This window comes from Gracilibacillus alcaliphilus, from assembly GCF_016909015.1.
Taxonomy (GTDB): Bacteria; Bacillota; Bacilli; order Bacillales; family Amphibacillaceae; genus Gracilibacillus; species Gracilibacillus alcaliphilus.
The window spans coordinates 1-15,337 of sequence record NZ_JAFBFA010000017.1 but is presented as its reverse complement, the minus strand read 5'-3'; the positions used below and the strand labels follow the sequence as shown (position 1 = coordinate 15,337).

The window sequence follows — 15,337 nt, the reverse complement described above, 5'->3', positions numbered from 1 at the left end:
CTCTCTTAGCAGCCTTAACATGACAGGGTGATGTACCTTATTCACACTATTTCTTGATAAAGCTCTAGATATTTTTCACTTGATGTTTCCCAGCTAAAGTCTTGTGTCATAGCCCGTTTCATTAATTGAAACCATGTTTCAGGGTCTGAATTATACAAATCAACAGCCTTCTTGACAGCATCCATTAAATAAAAGGAACTAAAGTTGGCAAAACCGAAGCCTGTCCCTGTTTTTTCAATCGGATTATACGGCACTACCGTATCCTTCAAACCGCCCACTTCATGTACCACTGGCAATGTCCCATAACGCATGGAAATCATTTGTGATAATCCACACGGTTCAAAGGCTGATGGCATTAAGAAAATATCTGCTCCTGCGTATAATTGTTGGGCTAATTGGAGATCAAAATCAATGGTAATAGCACATTTATCTGGATAGCCTTCATCAAAGTTTCGGAATTGATCCTCTAAATCAGAATCTCCTGTACCTAACAGAGCAAACTGCACATCTAGCTGCAACATATGGTCTAATTCTTGTAGCACCAGCGGGAAGCCTTTCTGTCGGGTTAAACGGCTGACCACTGCAATCAGTGGTACATCCTCTTGTACCGGCAATCCCAGCAATTTTTGTAATTCTCGTTTATTTTCCTTCTTCCCAGCAAGATTTTCTTTTGAAAAATTGGCAAACAGAAGCTCATCTGTTTCCGGGTTATTGATCTCATAATCAATCCCATTAACAATTCCCCTTAGTTTATTCTGCTCCATACGCAGAATTCCATCTAGGCCATGACCAAAATCTGTTGTTTGGATTTCAACAGCATAGGAAGGGCTAACGGTATTCACTCGATCTGCATATTGAATCCCAGCCTTCAGAAAATTGACATCATTATCAAATCTTACTGCCCCATCATAGAAACGCTCCATGCCCATTCCAAACAAGTCTAGCAATATTTCCGGATTATAGCGTCCTTGAAACTCCATATTATGAATCGTTAATACTGTCCGGATCGATTGATAGGCATTTATCCAGTGATACTTCTCCTTGATTAAGAATGGAATCATCGCCGTATGATAATCATTAGCATGAAAAATATCAGGAATAAATTCGATCTGTTCCATTAACTCAATTGCGGCCATTTGAAAAAAGGCGAAACGTTCTCCATCATCAAAATAGCCGTACAGGCCTTCCCGGTCGAAATAGTAACGATTATCAATAAAATAATAATCAACTTTATTCATTGTCAGACGTTTTACCCCACAATATTGCTCTCTCCAGCCTACATTTACGGTAAAGTGAAAGAGATCCTGACATGCCTCTTTGTACTGTTGAGGCAGTTTGGTAAAGTACGGAAGCACAACAGCCACTTCCGTACCCTTCTTTACTAATTCTTTAGGTAATGCACCGATCACATCTCCTAAACCACCTGTCTTAAAGAAAGGTGCACATTCAGCACTCGTAAATAGTACCTTCATTAGGTTATTCCCTCCTACAAATCGTTGGTGACGTGTGCGCCTTTTGGTACAACTACCGGCTTTTCTTCTGTTCCAGCAATCGTCACTCCTGGATCTACTATTACATTCTTATCTAGTATCGCGTATTGAATCGAAGCACCCTCACGTATTTGTGCACTTGGCATAATAATTGAATCCAGTACTTCTGTATTTGGTGCAATATGTGCTCCCCTTGACACCAGCGAATTCTCTACTCTACCTTCTACAATACTTCCCGTTGCAAACTGACTGTTCTTCACTTCTGATGTTTCCGAGTAATAAGTTGGCACCTCATTCTTCAATTTCGTATAAATCTTCTGACTGGAATACATAAGCGAATTAAATCGTTTGGAATTCAGCATATCCATAGACGCCCTGTAATAAGAGTTAATATCGAAGACATTACTCAAATAACCTGTATATTCATAGGTAGAGCTTTTTACGGTATGAATTTTTTTGCGCAGGAAATCTTGTAAATCTACCGTTGCTCCTTCTTGCTGCCCTGCTCTCAATTCACTAATTAGCCAATCAGTCTGTACAATATAAATATCCATACATAAATTCCGCAGATCATCTGTATTATTCTGTTCTTTCGCAGAAAACACTTCAGATATCTTACCGTCTGATTCAATGGAAAGTACGGCATCGGTAGCACAGACATTCTCCGCACTGACTTTCTTATAAACAACGGTCATCTCATTATTATGAAGCTGATGAATATTCATAACGGCACGCAGGTCGATACTGCACAGCATCTTACTGCTCATATATACAGTATATTCTGATTTGGATTTTTCTAAGTATCCAATCAGTTCTTCATAATAAGCTAAATTCTGTGCCTTTAACTTTAGAAAATCCTGATACAAATGGATAAAGAAACGATTATGAATCCCATCCAGATTCCACTCTTTTCCTCCTCCAATATGATCAAAAACAGATTGTGTTTCCCCTTCGTTAAAAATCATAAATACGGTATTCACATTGGCATTTACAATACTGGATAAGGGAAAATCTATCATTCTATATTTACACGCAACAGGTAATGTTGCCAGCGGACGATCATTTGTTAATGGCAATAAGGCGTTATAGCGTTGAATATTTCCAAGTACGGCACACATTTTATTAGTCCTCATCAATCGTCACTCCAATCGTTTCTGAATCTCCTACCACACCGATTTCTTCCGTTCCATCAATGACGGTATTATCGCCAACAACGGCATTCTCACCAATAATGGCACGATTTATCGTGACATTCTTACCAATAGTAGCACCAGGCATAATAAAGCTGTCCCTGATTGTCGTTCCTTCTTTGACTTGGACATCATTGGAGAGAATACTGCGTTCAATTTCACCTGCCACATAACAGCCATCCACAATCAGTGATTCCTTCACCGAGGCTGCTTCCGTCAAAAAGTGAGGTGGTGAAATCGTGTTTTTGGAATAGACTCGCCAATTCTTATCACGAATATCCAAGTTCATGGAAGGATCAATAAATTCCATATTGGCTTCCCATAATGAATCGATGGTTCCAACATCTTTCCAATATCCTGCAAAACGATAAACAAAAACATTTTCCCCGCTGTCTAAGTAAGACGGAATCACATGTTTCCCGAAGTCCAGCATTTGATCATCTTTAGAATAACTGTTTAACAGCACACTGCGCAATTGCTGCCAATTAAAAATATATATCCCCATGGAGGCCAAATTATTTTTTGGATTTTCCGGTTTCTCTTGGAATTCGATGATGCGATCATTTTCATCAGTGTTCATTATTCCAAATCGAGAAGCTTCTTTCATCGGTACTTCGATAACTGCAACCGTTAGAGAGGCGTCATTTTTTTTGTGTATTTCCAGCATTTCTTCATAATCCATCTTATAGATATGGTCTCCAGACAATACAAGTATGTACTCTGGATCCATCTCATCAATATAGGCAATATTTTGATAGATGGCATGTGCGGTTCCATCAAACCATTTGCCGCCTTCTGAACTAGAATATGGCTGTAGGATCGTAACCCCTGAATTAATACCATTCAGTCCCCAGCTGGCACCATTACCAATATGGTTATTCAGCGCTAATGGTTGATATTGTGTAATAACCCCTACATTCCTAATCCCGGAATTGGCGCAATTACTTAGAGTAAAATCGATTATTCGGTATCGGCCACCAAATGGAACAGCTGGTTTTGCAATTTTCTGCGTTAATTTGCCTAAGCGAGTACCTTTTCCCCCAGCAAGTATCATGGCTAGCATCTCGTTTTTCATTAGTTTCGGTGAAAGACTTCTTTCACCTGCCTCCCTTCTATGACTCCAAAATATATATGCAATATTACTTATTACCAACGTTAAATATATGTTTCAAGTGCCTGATTAATACTTCTGCTTTTTCTTTTTGCGGACATTAATCTGTTTTGGACGCAGAATCAAAGCACCTAAAGCAGGAACGATTGTTCTAATCTGATAATCAAAGTCTTTAAAAGGCTGTTCTTCTGTTTGGCAGTCTTCATTATTCCATACCCATGTGCCGCCAAATTCTTGTTTTTCTGTATTGAGAATTTCTTCATATACACCAGAGTAAGGAACACCTATGGCAAAATCTTTTCGTTCCACTGGAGTCATATTCAGAATAACCACGAGAAAATCTTTCTTTTTCTTTCCTTGACGTATATAACTTAAAACAGATTCATTGGTATTATCTGCATCAATTATTCTTACTGTTTCCGGGGATTGTTCTAATTCCCAAAGAGAAGGTTCTGTTTTGTAGAGATGATTAATATGACGAGTAAATTGCTGCATCTTGTAATTAAGATCATCTTGCAAGTCACGCCATTCCAATCCTTCATCGTATTTCCATTCCAAGAATTGTCCCCATTCACTTCCCATAAACAGCAGTTTCTTGCCAGGATGTGTCAGCATATAAGTATATAGATTACGCAAATGAGCAAACTGATTATAGCGATCTCCCCACATCTTATGCATCAGGCTCTTCTTACCATGAACCACTTCATCATGTGACAATGGTAAGATATAGTTTTCGTTCATCATATACATAAACGAAAAAGTCACTAAATGAAAGTGGTCTTTACGAAATACAGGGTCCATTTGATAAAAGCGTAATACATCATTCATCCAGCCCATATTCCACTTATAATCAAAGCCCACTGCCCCAGTTTCGATTAAACCAGTAATCTGTGTATCAGATGAACTGTCTTCGGCAATCATCATCGATTCTGGATGTCCTAGCTTCACCACCGCATTTAACTTCTGCAAGAAATAATATCCTTCGAAATTTCGATTGCCGCCTTCATGGTTTGGCTGCCACGGACCTTCATCAGCATCAAGATAAAGCACATTTGTAATAGAATCGACACGAAAACCATCAATATGGTACATTTCCAGCCAAAACAGGGCACTGGATATAAGAAAACTCTGTACTTGCGGCTTCCCTAAATCAAAGTTGACTGAACCCCAACGAATATTCTGTGCACGATCAGGGTCTTGGTATTCAAATTGTGCTGTTCCATCATAACGGGGTAAAGCCTCTTCATTAATACAAAAATGACCAGGAACCCAATCAACCAAGACGCCAATATTATTTATATGACAAGTTTCAACAAAATCTTGGAATTCTTCTGGTTTTCCATAATAGGAACTTAAGGCGAAATAACCAATCAATTGATATCCCCATGACGCCCCCAGCGGGTGTTCCATCAAGGGCATAAATTCAATATGGGTGTATCCCATTTCCTTGACGTATGGAATAAGCTCCTCTTTTAATTGCTGAAAGGTATAGGGAGTGCCGTCTTCGTTCTGCCTCCATGAGCTGGCATGCACTTCATAAATATGAAGCGGGCGCCGAAATGCATTTGACCGTTTCTTGCGGCCAATCCAAAGCCCGTCCTTCCATTTTCTTTCTGGAATCGTGTAGATAACGGCCGCGCTGCCTGGTCTCTCTTCAAAGGAAATAGCAAATGGATCAATTTTCATTATTTCTCTGCCATCGGCTTGGCGAAGCTTATACTTATAAAGATCTTGCTCTGCTGCTCTGGAAGTAAACACTTCCCAATATCCATACTGTTCGTTCTTCTCCATTGGAATGGAATCATCCCAATTATTGAAAGTTCCAACCAGCCATACTTGCTGTGCATTTGGCGCCCATACCCGAAAAACAAATCCCTCTTCTCCATTATATGTTGCCTGATGGTAACCAAATAGATGTTGACTGTAGAAATTCTCGCCTGTCTGAAATCGTTCTAATGCCTCCTGTATCTGCTCATTGATTTGCATATTGCCACCCCATCACTTTTACTATATATTTCTATTCAGGAATACATTTACATACGTTGAAGTTATTGATTGGCTGCAATTAATTCTTTGATAGTCACTTCAAACTCAGCTATTTTATCATTGGCTTCTTGTTGACTTTTGGCCGTTACACCAATATAAAATTTAATCTTAGGCTCTGTTCCGGAAGGCCGGATAGCAATCCAGCTATTGTCATCCAAGGTATACTTCAATACATTAGAAGAGGCAGACTCCAAATCTTCGACTGTCCCGTCAACATATGTCTTGGTAAGCTGCTGATAATCCTCTATCTGGATCACAGATTCATTTCCAAAAGCAGACGGCGGCTTATCACGTAATTGCTTCATCAGTTTCACAATATTTTCTGATCCTTTTATACCAGACATCGTAACTGAAATAGTCTTCTCACCGTAGTAACCGAACTTTTTAAATAGTTTCTGCAAGGCATCATAAAGTGTTTGTTCTTTACGCTTATAATAGGCCGCCACCTCTGCGATAAGCACTAAGGCTTGAATCGCATCTTTATCCCGGACAAACGGTTGAACTAAATAGCCATAACTCTCTTCGAAACCAAACATAAACGTTTGCAGCTTGTTTCTCTGGAATTGTTCAATTTTCTCAGCAATAAACTTAAAACCTGTTAAAACATTAATCGTTTTGGCGTCATACCAACTAGCAATAGCTGCTGGAAATTCACTCGAAACAATCGACTTCAAGATCACGGCATTGTCCGGCAATGTACCTGCTTGCTGATGAGCACCTAAAATGTATTCTGTCATTAATGCACCGATTTGGTTGCCTGATAATACTTCGTATTCTTGATTAGGCAGCCTTACTGCTACACCTAGCCGGTCCGCATCGGGATCTGTTGCTACCAAGAGGTCTGCTCCTTGCTCTTTACCTAACTTGATAGCATATTCAAAAGCTGAGTGCTCCTCTGGATTGGGCGATTCCACAGTAGAAAAATCCGGGTCGGCAACCGCTTGCTCTGGCACAATGGTAAAGCTTTCAAAACCAGCTTGTTTTAAAGCCTTTTCTCCAAGCATTTTCCCAGCTCCATGCAACGGTGTGAATACCAGTTTTAAATCTTTACCCTCTTGCGTAGTAAGATTAGAATCAATCGTTACCGACTTTAATTCCTTTAAATAAACCTTATCGATGTCTTCACCGATCATTTTCAATAATCCCTTATCCTTTGCCTCTTGCTCTGGCATAACAGCTACTTGTAATGGATTTTCTACTGATCGGACGTATTCTGTTAAGGCGTCTGCATCATTTGGCGGCATTTGTCCGCCACTTTCTCCGTAGATCTTATATCCATTATATGCGGCCGGGTTATGTGAAGCGGTTATCATAATGCCCGCAATAGTCTGCAAATGCCTAACAGCAAAGGAAAGTTCAGGAGTTGGACGTAACTCTTCAAAGACATAAGCAGGGATATCATGGGCAGCTAATGTTTTGGCCGCTTCTAGTGCAAATTCCTGTGACATATGCCTGGAATCATAAGCAATAACGACACCTCTTGCTTTCGTTTCATCTGATTGCCCTTCAATAAAGCGTGCTAATCCTTCAGTAGCTTGCCTTACTGTGTAAATGTTCATTCTATTTATACCTGGCCCTAGAATCCCCCTCATTCCGGCAGTTCCAAATTCTAACGGTGCTGCAAAGGCATCCTCTAACTCTTCTTGATTACCTGACAACACTTTTAGCTGTTGTTTTAGATCATGGTCTAAAGCTTGTTCGTTATTCCATTGTTCATAGATGGACTGATATTCCATAAACCTAACTCCCTTCTGTGTATAATTTCTTTCTGTAACTAGATCTTGTAAAGAAGTACATATCAAGGTACAGACACCTTGTCCATCCCAGTCAAAATTGTTTAATTAAGAGTTGAGGATGGTTCTTATAAATAATGACTTTTGGAAAAATAATTTAAAAAATTCACTATTTCCCAAAATAATTATAAAGAAAACTATACGGCTCTTCTCTTATTTTCAAGAGCAGTATAGTTTCAAACAAAATAGGATACTACCAATAAAGAAAGCGCATACATTTAGACTTACCTCAATAACCTTCTAAACTATCTTTTGCATTACAAGCTAGAATTTCAATGTACAGAGTACTTGACTTTTAAACTAGGTGTATTAAGAAAAACACGATATCATATTTTTCTTGTGCTTGCAAAAAAAGGAATTAGAATGGTAAATAGTTGTTACGCTTATCATACACGAATAGGAATTAACGTAATGTTAAATTGATATTTCTTTACAGTTTTTCATATTACTGTACTTGTACTTTAATTATACCAGTTTTATGTATTAGTGTGCAATAGAGATCATGATATATCTGAAAAATAGAACACTTTCGACAAATATATGTTGCATTTTCTTCATACGACATACATTCGTAACATCAATGAAATAATATTGTAATAATTAAAATTGATTTTATAGGAAATAACGGCACAAGTCAAGAAAAAAAAGGATTTAATAACCGTTTATTACCATTTTTATTTTTCCACTAATTAACTAAAGATCTCACAAAAAGGCCTGAAAGAATCATCGCGATTATTCTCCCAGGCCTTTGTCCCTTAGTGTCATAAATTTCCGCAGTCTGTTTTCTCTCGGGCAGTCAAACAGACACCCTAGAAAGTATGAGGTATAACTTATTTGTATGTTTAGTCAAATACATAATTGGCATACTGCCGTTTTATTCGACACGAGCTAAACCTATTCATTTTCTTCATGATTATCGTGATATTTTTTCCATAATAAAGCTGTCAACGTTACACAAAATAAGGTAATTATTAAAGACCAGACGACTTGCCCCGTCCAGGCAAATACCAAATATCCGACCACAGAGGCCGCTGCACTTATCATGACATATGGCAATTGTGTCATCACGTGATCGATATGGTTGGCGCCAGCACCAGTAGAAGATAAAATGGAGGTATCCGATATCGGAGAACAATGATCACCAAAGACAGACCCTGCTAATACCGATGCCATCGCAGGTAATACTAATTCCACATCATATACGACAGAAACTTTGGCAGCGATAGGTAACATTATTCCGAAAGTTCCCCATGATGTCCCTGTTGCTAATGCCATAAACCCAGTCAAAATAAAGATCAAGAGAGGCAGATAGCTGGCATTTAGTGAGGCTCTTTCAGCTATACTAGCCAAGAAACCGCCTGTATCGATTGTTTCGATTATCGAGCCAATCATCCATGCCAAAATCAAAATCCCTATGGCCGGCTGCATCGAACGTGCCCCCATTCGAATGATTTTCCAGCTTGAGAGCTTCTTCCCTTTTAATAGGCCATATAAGATGAAACCGGTCAATGCAGCTAAGCAGCCGCCGATAAACAGGGACAAGTTTACATCTGTATGCTCAAACATCGTTAAGATCGTAGCATGGTCTGGCGCTGCATAATAACCAGTGGTCAACATGGCTCCAACTGTTGTTACAGCTAGCACGATGATTGGAATAACCAAATGTCGAATCTTTCCATTTTTATTAATTGTCGTTTCTTGATCCAATCTTCCTGCCATGGTGTCCTTCAACGGATCAACTAAATGTCCTGTTTCTATCGCTCTCCGTTCATGTATTTTCATGGGACCGATATTAATATTGAAGATAGCCACTAAAAATACTAACAATATAGCAGCAAATGCATACATGTTTAGAAAGATCATCTGGATAAAGGCCTCTAACGGCTGATAAGCAGTAATCCCTTGAGTTGCAAAAAGGGGGCCAAGAATACCAATAATGAAAGCACCCCAGCTGGAAATAGGTGCAATAACTGTAATTGGCGCCGAAGTAGAGTCGATATAGTACGCCAGTTTCGCTCGTGATACACGATAACGGTCTGTCACCGGTCGAGCGACTTGGCCAACTGCCAAGTTGTTAAAATAATCATCAATAAAAATAAACAGTCCTAATAAAGCGGGGACCAATTGAGCGTCTCTTCTTGTCTTAATATGTTTAATTGCCCAATCTCCAAAAGCCAAGCTTCCCCCCGAAGCAATCATTAGAACCGTAATAATTCCCAATAAAATTAAGAATACTAATAAATATAAATTAGTAATATTCCAACCGTCTGCTGTGTAAAAAATGCCACTAAATACATGCCAGATCTCTTTCAAACTGTCCAGTATATGAAAATTATGAATGAGCAAGGCCCCAACAATGATACCTGTACCAAGTGACAAAAGAATCCTTCGTGTCAATAACACCAATCCAAGCATTACTACGGCAGGAATTAACGAATATATCGTGTCTTCCATATCTATACCTCCACTAAATAAAATAAGACTTGCCTCAGAGAGCTCCCTCGCTGAGGCTTAATGTGAAACAAATCAAGGTACAATGCCACTCTTTCCAAAACGTGATCGGATTCACATTTGTTATACACCATAATAAGATGTGTGCATACATCTTCATACCAATATTTGTTACAGCACATTACCCTCAAACAGTGTACCAATTTCCGTATCATTTGTCATCATTTATCGACAAATAACAATACGCCAGGATACATAAACACGTCGTAATAGAGCAAATTAAATTTATAAAGGAGTTGAATAATTTATGACAAAGAAAAGATTCGATATCAAAAATATCAGAAAGAATACGCAGCAAAAATTTAAAAGCGACCGGATCGAACTGCCAAACAAAAAATAACCCTAATTGTTCACACATTAACAGTCAGCTGTATTGGATTTTTATTCATATGATATTTTTCTTAAACGATGGATTTTCTATACAAAAAAGCACCCAGCGGCTGTTAAAGCTGCTGAATGCTTTCATAAATACCTTGTTTCATTTTGCCCGACTAACATGGAGATCCTCTTCTTTTATTTTCAATTCAGATACGAAAATAGCAAGCCTAAGCTTCCTGCTAATGCTGCATAGATCAACATTGGGATAAGGACTGTTCGAATAATCAAGCCTTCTTTCCCTACTAAGCCTACCACTGAGGCTGCTGCTACTACGTTAACGACACAGATCATATTTCCTGCATTAGAACCCAGCACCTGCAAACTAATAATTTGCGTAGGATTTACCCCTACTTGATCTGCAACAGAAAATTGAAATAGAGAAAACATCATATTACTAAAAGTAGCACTGCCTGAAATAAAGGAGCCTAATGCACCAATAAACGGTGCCATTAACGGCCAGCCTGTTCCAACCAAATCGGCCGCCTGATGCGCTAATTCTACAGGCATACTCTCAAAGCCCGCTCCATTTACTCCAGAATTAATAAAAATTCGTACCATCGGCACCGCAGTAAATAAGGTAATAGCTGTACCAGCCAATGCTTTTCCAGAAGTGGACAAGGCTTGACCAAAAGACAGAAGAGATATTTTGTGGAAAATAACAGTAAATAATACAACAATAAGGAAAATAGTGCCTGGTAAATAAAGAGGTTCAAATACAGCTGAAATGGATGTACCTAGAATCCCTTCCCAGCCAACGGTTACACCTTGCAACCAACCTTTTATTGGTAATTCTTCTACACGGGTCAGAATCAGCAAGACACCTAACAAGATGTAGGGAATCCACGCCTTAATAAGTTTCATTTTTTTTGCCTGTTCTTGATTCACAATTGGTAAATTACCCTGCCAAACTGATTGCCACTGGTCTTTCGCTGGAAAATCTAATGTCTTTTTTGGTAACATCCAGCCTTTTTTGACAGCTAATAATACCAATACCAAACCAACTAAACCGCCAATAATAGAGGGGAACTCTGGTCCGACAAAGGTTGCCACTAGAAAGGCAGGAATAGTATAGCTTAATCCAGCATAGAGAGCAAACTTCCATAATTCAAAAGCACGCTTCCATGTCCGATCTTCACTGAAAAAACGAGTCAATAAAACGACAACCACTAAGGGCATCATAGTGCCAACTATTATATCAAATTGCATAATCTGGCTAGCAATTATCTTTGTATATTCTGTTATACTGATATCATCTAAAAAGACTGCAGTAATTTGTGATAAGGCACCCCCTTCATGAAGACCTTGATTTACCCCTACAATTACTGGTGTGCCCACTGCCCCAAACGAAACTGGAGAACTGTTAGCTACTAAAGCCAAAACTACTGCAGCCAGAGGCGGAAAACCCAACACAACTAACAATGGTGCCACGATAGCAGCAGGAGTCCCAAATCCTGCTGCTCCTTCAATAAATGCTCCAAACAACCAAGCAATCAAAATAATCTGCACGCGCCGGTCTGGAGAAACATCTATAAAGAAATTGCGAATTGTGTCAATCGCTCCACCTTTTTGCAATGTATTTAAAAGCAGAATAGCACCAAAGACAATATATAAAATGGACACCCCTATAAGTACTCCTTCAATAATCGAAGCACTAATTTGAACAAAAGATACTTTCCAATAAAAAAATGCCAATACCCCTGTTACCAATAAACTAATTGGCATTGCCTTCATTGCCGGCATACGCAGTAAAACGAGAAATAAGAATACCGCTAAAATCGGTGCCAAAGCGACTAATGTCATCATCTCAAGCCCCCACCCTTATAATTTATATGTTCATTATATCACAATCTAATATATTTTGTGAAACAATTCACAAATAAAAATAACTTTTTTCCATTAAAAATTCCTATAATGTGTGCTATCGCTTAAGAAGATAAGTCAAATTGTGAACCATTTTTTGATCCGGAAAAATTAGAGTTTTTCACAATGGAACGTGAAAAACTCTATCATTATCCTTTATCAAAGCAAACAGAACAACAAGTCCGTCGTTTTTTTAATTTCGTTTTATCCTGGTTTCCATCCTTACTTCACCTGCAGAATAATTTTCCCAATGTTTTTATTGGCTTCCATATGCCGGTGAGCTTCTGCCACGTCTTCCATCGGAAAAACACTATCTATCACTGGCCGCAGTTCTCCATTTTTAAAATAAGGGTAGGTTTGATCCATAAAATCAGCAGTCAGTCTCGCCTTATAGTTATCACTTCTAGGGGTTAACAACGTACCGGTAAGCTGAATCCGTTTCGCCATTAACTCCATTAATGATATTTTCTCTACTGTGCTGCCTCCCAAAACACCGATCAATACCCAGCGACCGTCTACGGCAATACTTCGCAAATTCTGCGTCCAATAGCTGGAGCCGATAAAATCTAAGATAAGCTGTACACCTTGATCATTGGTTGCAGCCCCTACTGTCTCAGTAAAATCTTCTTCCCGGTAATTCATCAACGTATCCGCTCCAAGCTCTTGGCAAAATTCCAGTTTCCGCGCTGATCCAGCCGTTACAAAAATCTCTGCCTGTGATAAGGTACGAGCTAACTGAATAGCAGCCGTACCAACGCCACTTGCTGCTGCATGAATCAGCACCTTCTCATTCTGCTGTAGACGGCCAATCCAATATAATGTTTGAAAAGCAGTCAGAAATACTTCTGGAATAGCTGCCGCCTGCTCAAAGGTAAGCCCTGAGGGGATTGGCATAGCTCGATCAGCCGGCATTGCAGCCTTCTCAGCATATGCTCCTCCATTTACTAACCCCATCACCCGATCTCCTTTTTTCAGATGGCGATGCCCATTGGTATCAATCACTATTCCTGCTGTTTCAACACCTATAATTGGATTTTTGGCATAGCCTGATTTACCTTCTCGATTGAGAATATCCGTACGATTTACTGCCGTAGCATGGACCTCAATCAAAATGTCTCCTGGGGCTAACATCGGATCTGCCATTTCTTGATACACCAGTTGTTCAGCACCGCCTGGCTGTTTTGCAATCACTGCTTTCATGATTCTATTTCCTCCTTTTCACGCCATAATTGTTCGATAATAATGACTAAGCCGGTTCCAACGAGAAGACCATTACTCATCACATTCTGAATAATCGATGGTAACTCGGCAAATACTTCCGCTGGCAAAAACATAGTACCCATCCCGATCAAATAAGCAATACCCAAAATCGTCATTTTTCGATTATCTAATGGCTTGAGTGTCACATTGTGAATGCCCAAACTGACCAATTGAATAAAAGACGCCATTAAAGCCGCATTGGCAATAGGAGCAGGTATACTAGAAATAAACGAGACAATGGGCGGGAATAAGGCGACTATCATTAACAAAAAGGATGCGTAAATAAACGGTCTTTTTCGCTTTTGTCCTGTTAAGCGCACAAAGCCAGATGAAGTGGACAACGGCACATTGGCAATCGCTCCAAATCCCCCCGCTAGGCTGGTATTCAATCCTGAAAACATCGTACCTAGGTTAACTGCCTTTGCACTCTGTTCCCGACTAGACTTTATACCCATTGTTTGTTCCATAGCTACCACCGAGGCGACTACATTGGAAATTAGCAATACCGAGGTAATCAAGGCAATGGGGATGACACTCCAATCGAGTACCGGCATACCAAAGGCAAACAGCTCTGGAAATGCAATATATCCCATGCTTTCAAAAGACGGTGATGACCCGCCGACCAATTTAAATACTACCCAGCCAAAAACAATCCCAATAAACATCGAATAACTGCTCAGCCAGCCTTTTGCAAATACAGACAAGCCTAAGACAATAAAAAAAGTCAAGAAGGCAATAACAGCTTCTTTTAATTGAATACTGGGCGATTCCCCTTGAATACCAAGCATGCCTTCTAGGAAGGTTCCACTTAGCTGTACTGTCAATAATAGAAAAAAGGTCCCCGTTACCAAAGGGGTAAAGATAAACAAAATCCGCTGTGAAATACGAAAAATACCAATTAAAAACAGAAAAATTCCTGTTAAGATCATGGTCGTTTCTAATACACGCAAGGTGTATTCAAATCCATCGCCATTCTGTACACCGGTAGCCGCCATAACGGTAAAGATACTAATCCAAATACCTGCTGGCCCTTCCATAATGGGCAGGCGGTGCCCTACCAAACCTTGTATAAGAGAAGCCAGTCCGACAATAAAAAAGGTTCGCTGCATCAATCCGGCGACTTCAGCAAAATCCATATGAAAAACGGCTCCTATTACTATTGGCAAGGCAACTGAACTTGCCAAAAAGAAAATAAACCATTGCAAGGTTTCCATCGAAGTTTGAATATACGACTGATTTTTCAAATCAAACGCTCCTATCTAAATATTACCACCTCGTTATTATACTAAGAAACAAGTCAAAACGCACCCTTTTGGTTTAAGCGGTTGTTCAAAAAGTCCAATAAAAATGGCATCTCGAATTTCCGCACAAGTTCGCTGCTCACGCATGAAAGGTATACGATCCGTTCCTGAACGAAAAGCGAAAAGCGCCCTTTTAAAAACGTAGAGATTGGAGTGTCCCATCGGAGATAAAGGAAACACGGCGACGGAAGGAGTCGATGTGGACTTATCGTAGGGCGTGACGTGACATCTCTAAAGTTTGGCGCTTAGAGCTGGACATGGTTATTATTGAATAAGAATGAACGCATGAAAAATTATATACCTTCTGGTGTATGAAATAATTAATTCGTACACAAAAAGTCCCATTGACTATGCTACGATTGAAATACTTAACCAAGTTTAATCAATCATCCACCAA

Annotated in this window: 9 protein-coding genes; all 9 read right to left on the bottom strand. The window is 39.4% G+C overall.

Annotated features, from left to right (window positions below; genetic code table 11):
* Window positions 1-41 precede the first annotated feature (41 nt).
* On the bottom strand, window positions 42-1,472 hold the full coding sequence (gene glgA, locus JOD18_RS13090; RefSeq protein WP_204669490.1) for a glycogen synthase GlgA: 1,431 nt from the start codon (window positions 1,470-1,472) through the stop codon (window positions 42-44).
* A 14-nt stretch (window positions 1,473-1,486) separates the two neighbouring features.
* A complete protein-coding gene (gene glgD, locus JOD18_RS13085) occupies window positions 1,487-2,623 on the bottom strand; it encodes a glucose-1-phosphate adenylyltransferase subunit GlgD (protein WP_204669489.1) in 1,137 nt (378 codons plus the stop codon).
* Entirely contained in the window at window positions 2,613-3,755 is a 1,143-nt protein-coding gene (locus JOD18_RS13080) for a glucose-1-phosphate adenylyltransferase (protein WP_204669488.1), read from the bottom strand. Before JOD18_RS13080 ends, glgD begins: the two co-directional genes overlap by 11 nt.
* A gap of 105 nt (window positions 3,756-3,860) precedes the next feature.
* On the bottom strand, window positions 3,861-5,777 hold the full coding sequence (gene glgB / locus JOD18_RS13075; protein WP_204669487.1) for a 1,4-alpha-glucan branching protein GlgB: 1,917 nt from the start codon (window positions 5,775-5,777) through the stop codon (window positions 3,861-3,863).
* Window positions 5,778-5,839: 62 nt separating this feature from the next.
* Complete coding sequence (locus JOD18_RS13070; protein WP_204669486.1) at window positions 5,840-7,573, bottom strand: phospho-sugar mutase; 1,734 nt, start codon at window positions 7,571-7,573, stop codon at window positions 5,840-5,842.
* A 951-nt stretch (window positions 7,574-8,524) separates the two neighbouring features.
* Window positions 8,525-10,084 carry a Na+/H+ antiporter NhaC family protein gene (locus JOD18_RS13065; RefSeq protein ID WP_204669485.1) on the bottom strand — a complete coding sequence of 520 codons (1,560 nt, stop codon included), beginning with the start codon at window positions 10,082-10,084 and terminating at the stop codon, window positions 8,525-8,527.
* 576 nt (window positions 10,085-10,660) lie between these two features.
* The gene (locus tag JOD18_RS13060) at window positions 10,661-12,322 is read right to left on the bottom strand and encodes an L-lactate permease (protein ID WP_204669484.1); all 1,662 of its coding nucleotides are present in this window, start codon (window positions 12,320-12,322) and stop codon (window positions 10,661-10,663) included.
* Between the two features lie 279 nt (window positions 12,323-12,601).
* A complete protein-coding gene (locus tag JOD18_RS13055; protein ID WP_204669483.1) occupies window positions 12,602-13,579 on the bottom strand; it encodes an NAD(P)H-quinone oxidoreductase in 978 nt (325 codons plus the stop codon).
* A complete protein-coding gene (locus JOD18_RS13050; RefSeq protein ID WP_239588115.1) occupies window positions 13,576-14,883 on the bottom strand; it encodes a purine/pyrimidine permease in 1,308 nt (435 codons plus the stop codon). Before JOD18_RS13050 ends, JOD18_RS13055 begins: the two co-directional genes overlap by 4 nt.
* Window positions 14,884-15,337: the final 454 nt, after the last annotated feature.

Excerpts from the sequence above, each read along its gene's own strand:
- JOD18_RS13060 (WP_204669484.1), bottom strand. The coding sequence starts at position 12,322 with ATGATGACATTAGTCGCTTTGGCACCGATTTTAGCGGTATTCTTATTT.
- glgB (WP_204669487.1), bottom strand. The coding sequence starts at position 5,777 with ATGCAAATCAATGAGCAGATACAGGAGGCATTAGAACGATTTCAGACA.
- glgA (WP_204669490.1), bottom strand. The coding sequence starts at position 1,472 with ATGAAGGTACTATTTACGAGTGCTGAATGTGCACCTTTCTTTAAGACA.
- JOD18_RS13070 (WP_204669486.1), bottom strand. The coding sequence starts at position 7,573 with ATGGAATATCAGTCCATCTATGAACAATGGAATAACGAACAAGCTTTA.
- glgD (WP_204669489.1), bottom strand. The coding sequence starts at position 2,623 with ATGAGGACTAATAAAATGTGTGCCGTACTTGGAAATATTCAACGCTAT.
- JOD18_RS13080 (WP_204669488.1), bottom strand. The coding sequence starts at position 3,755 with ATGAAAAACGAGATGCTAGCCATGATACTTGCTGGGGGAAAAGGTACT.
- JOD18_RS13065 (WP_204669485.1), bottom strand. The coding sequence starts at position 10,084 with ATGGAAGACACGATATATTCGTTAATTCCTGCCGTAGTAATGCTTGGA.
- JOD18_RS13055 (WP_204669483.1), bottom strand. The coding sequence starts at position 13,579 with ATGAAAGCAGTGATTGCAAAACAGCCAGGCGGTGCTGAACAACTGGTG.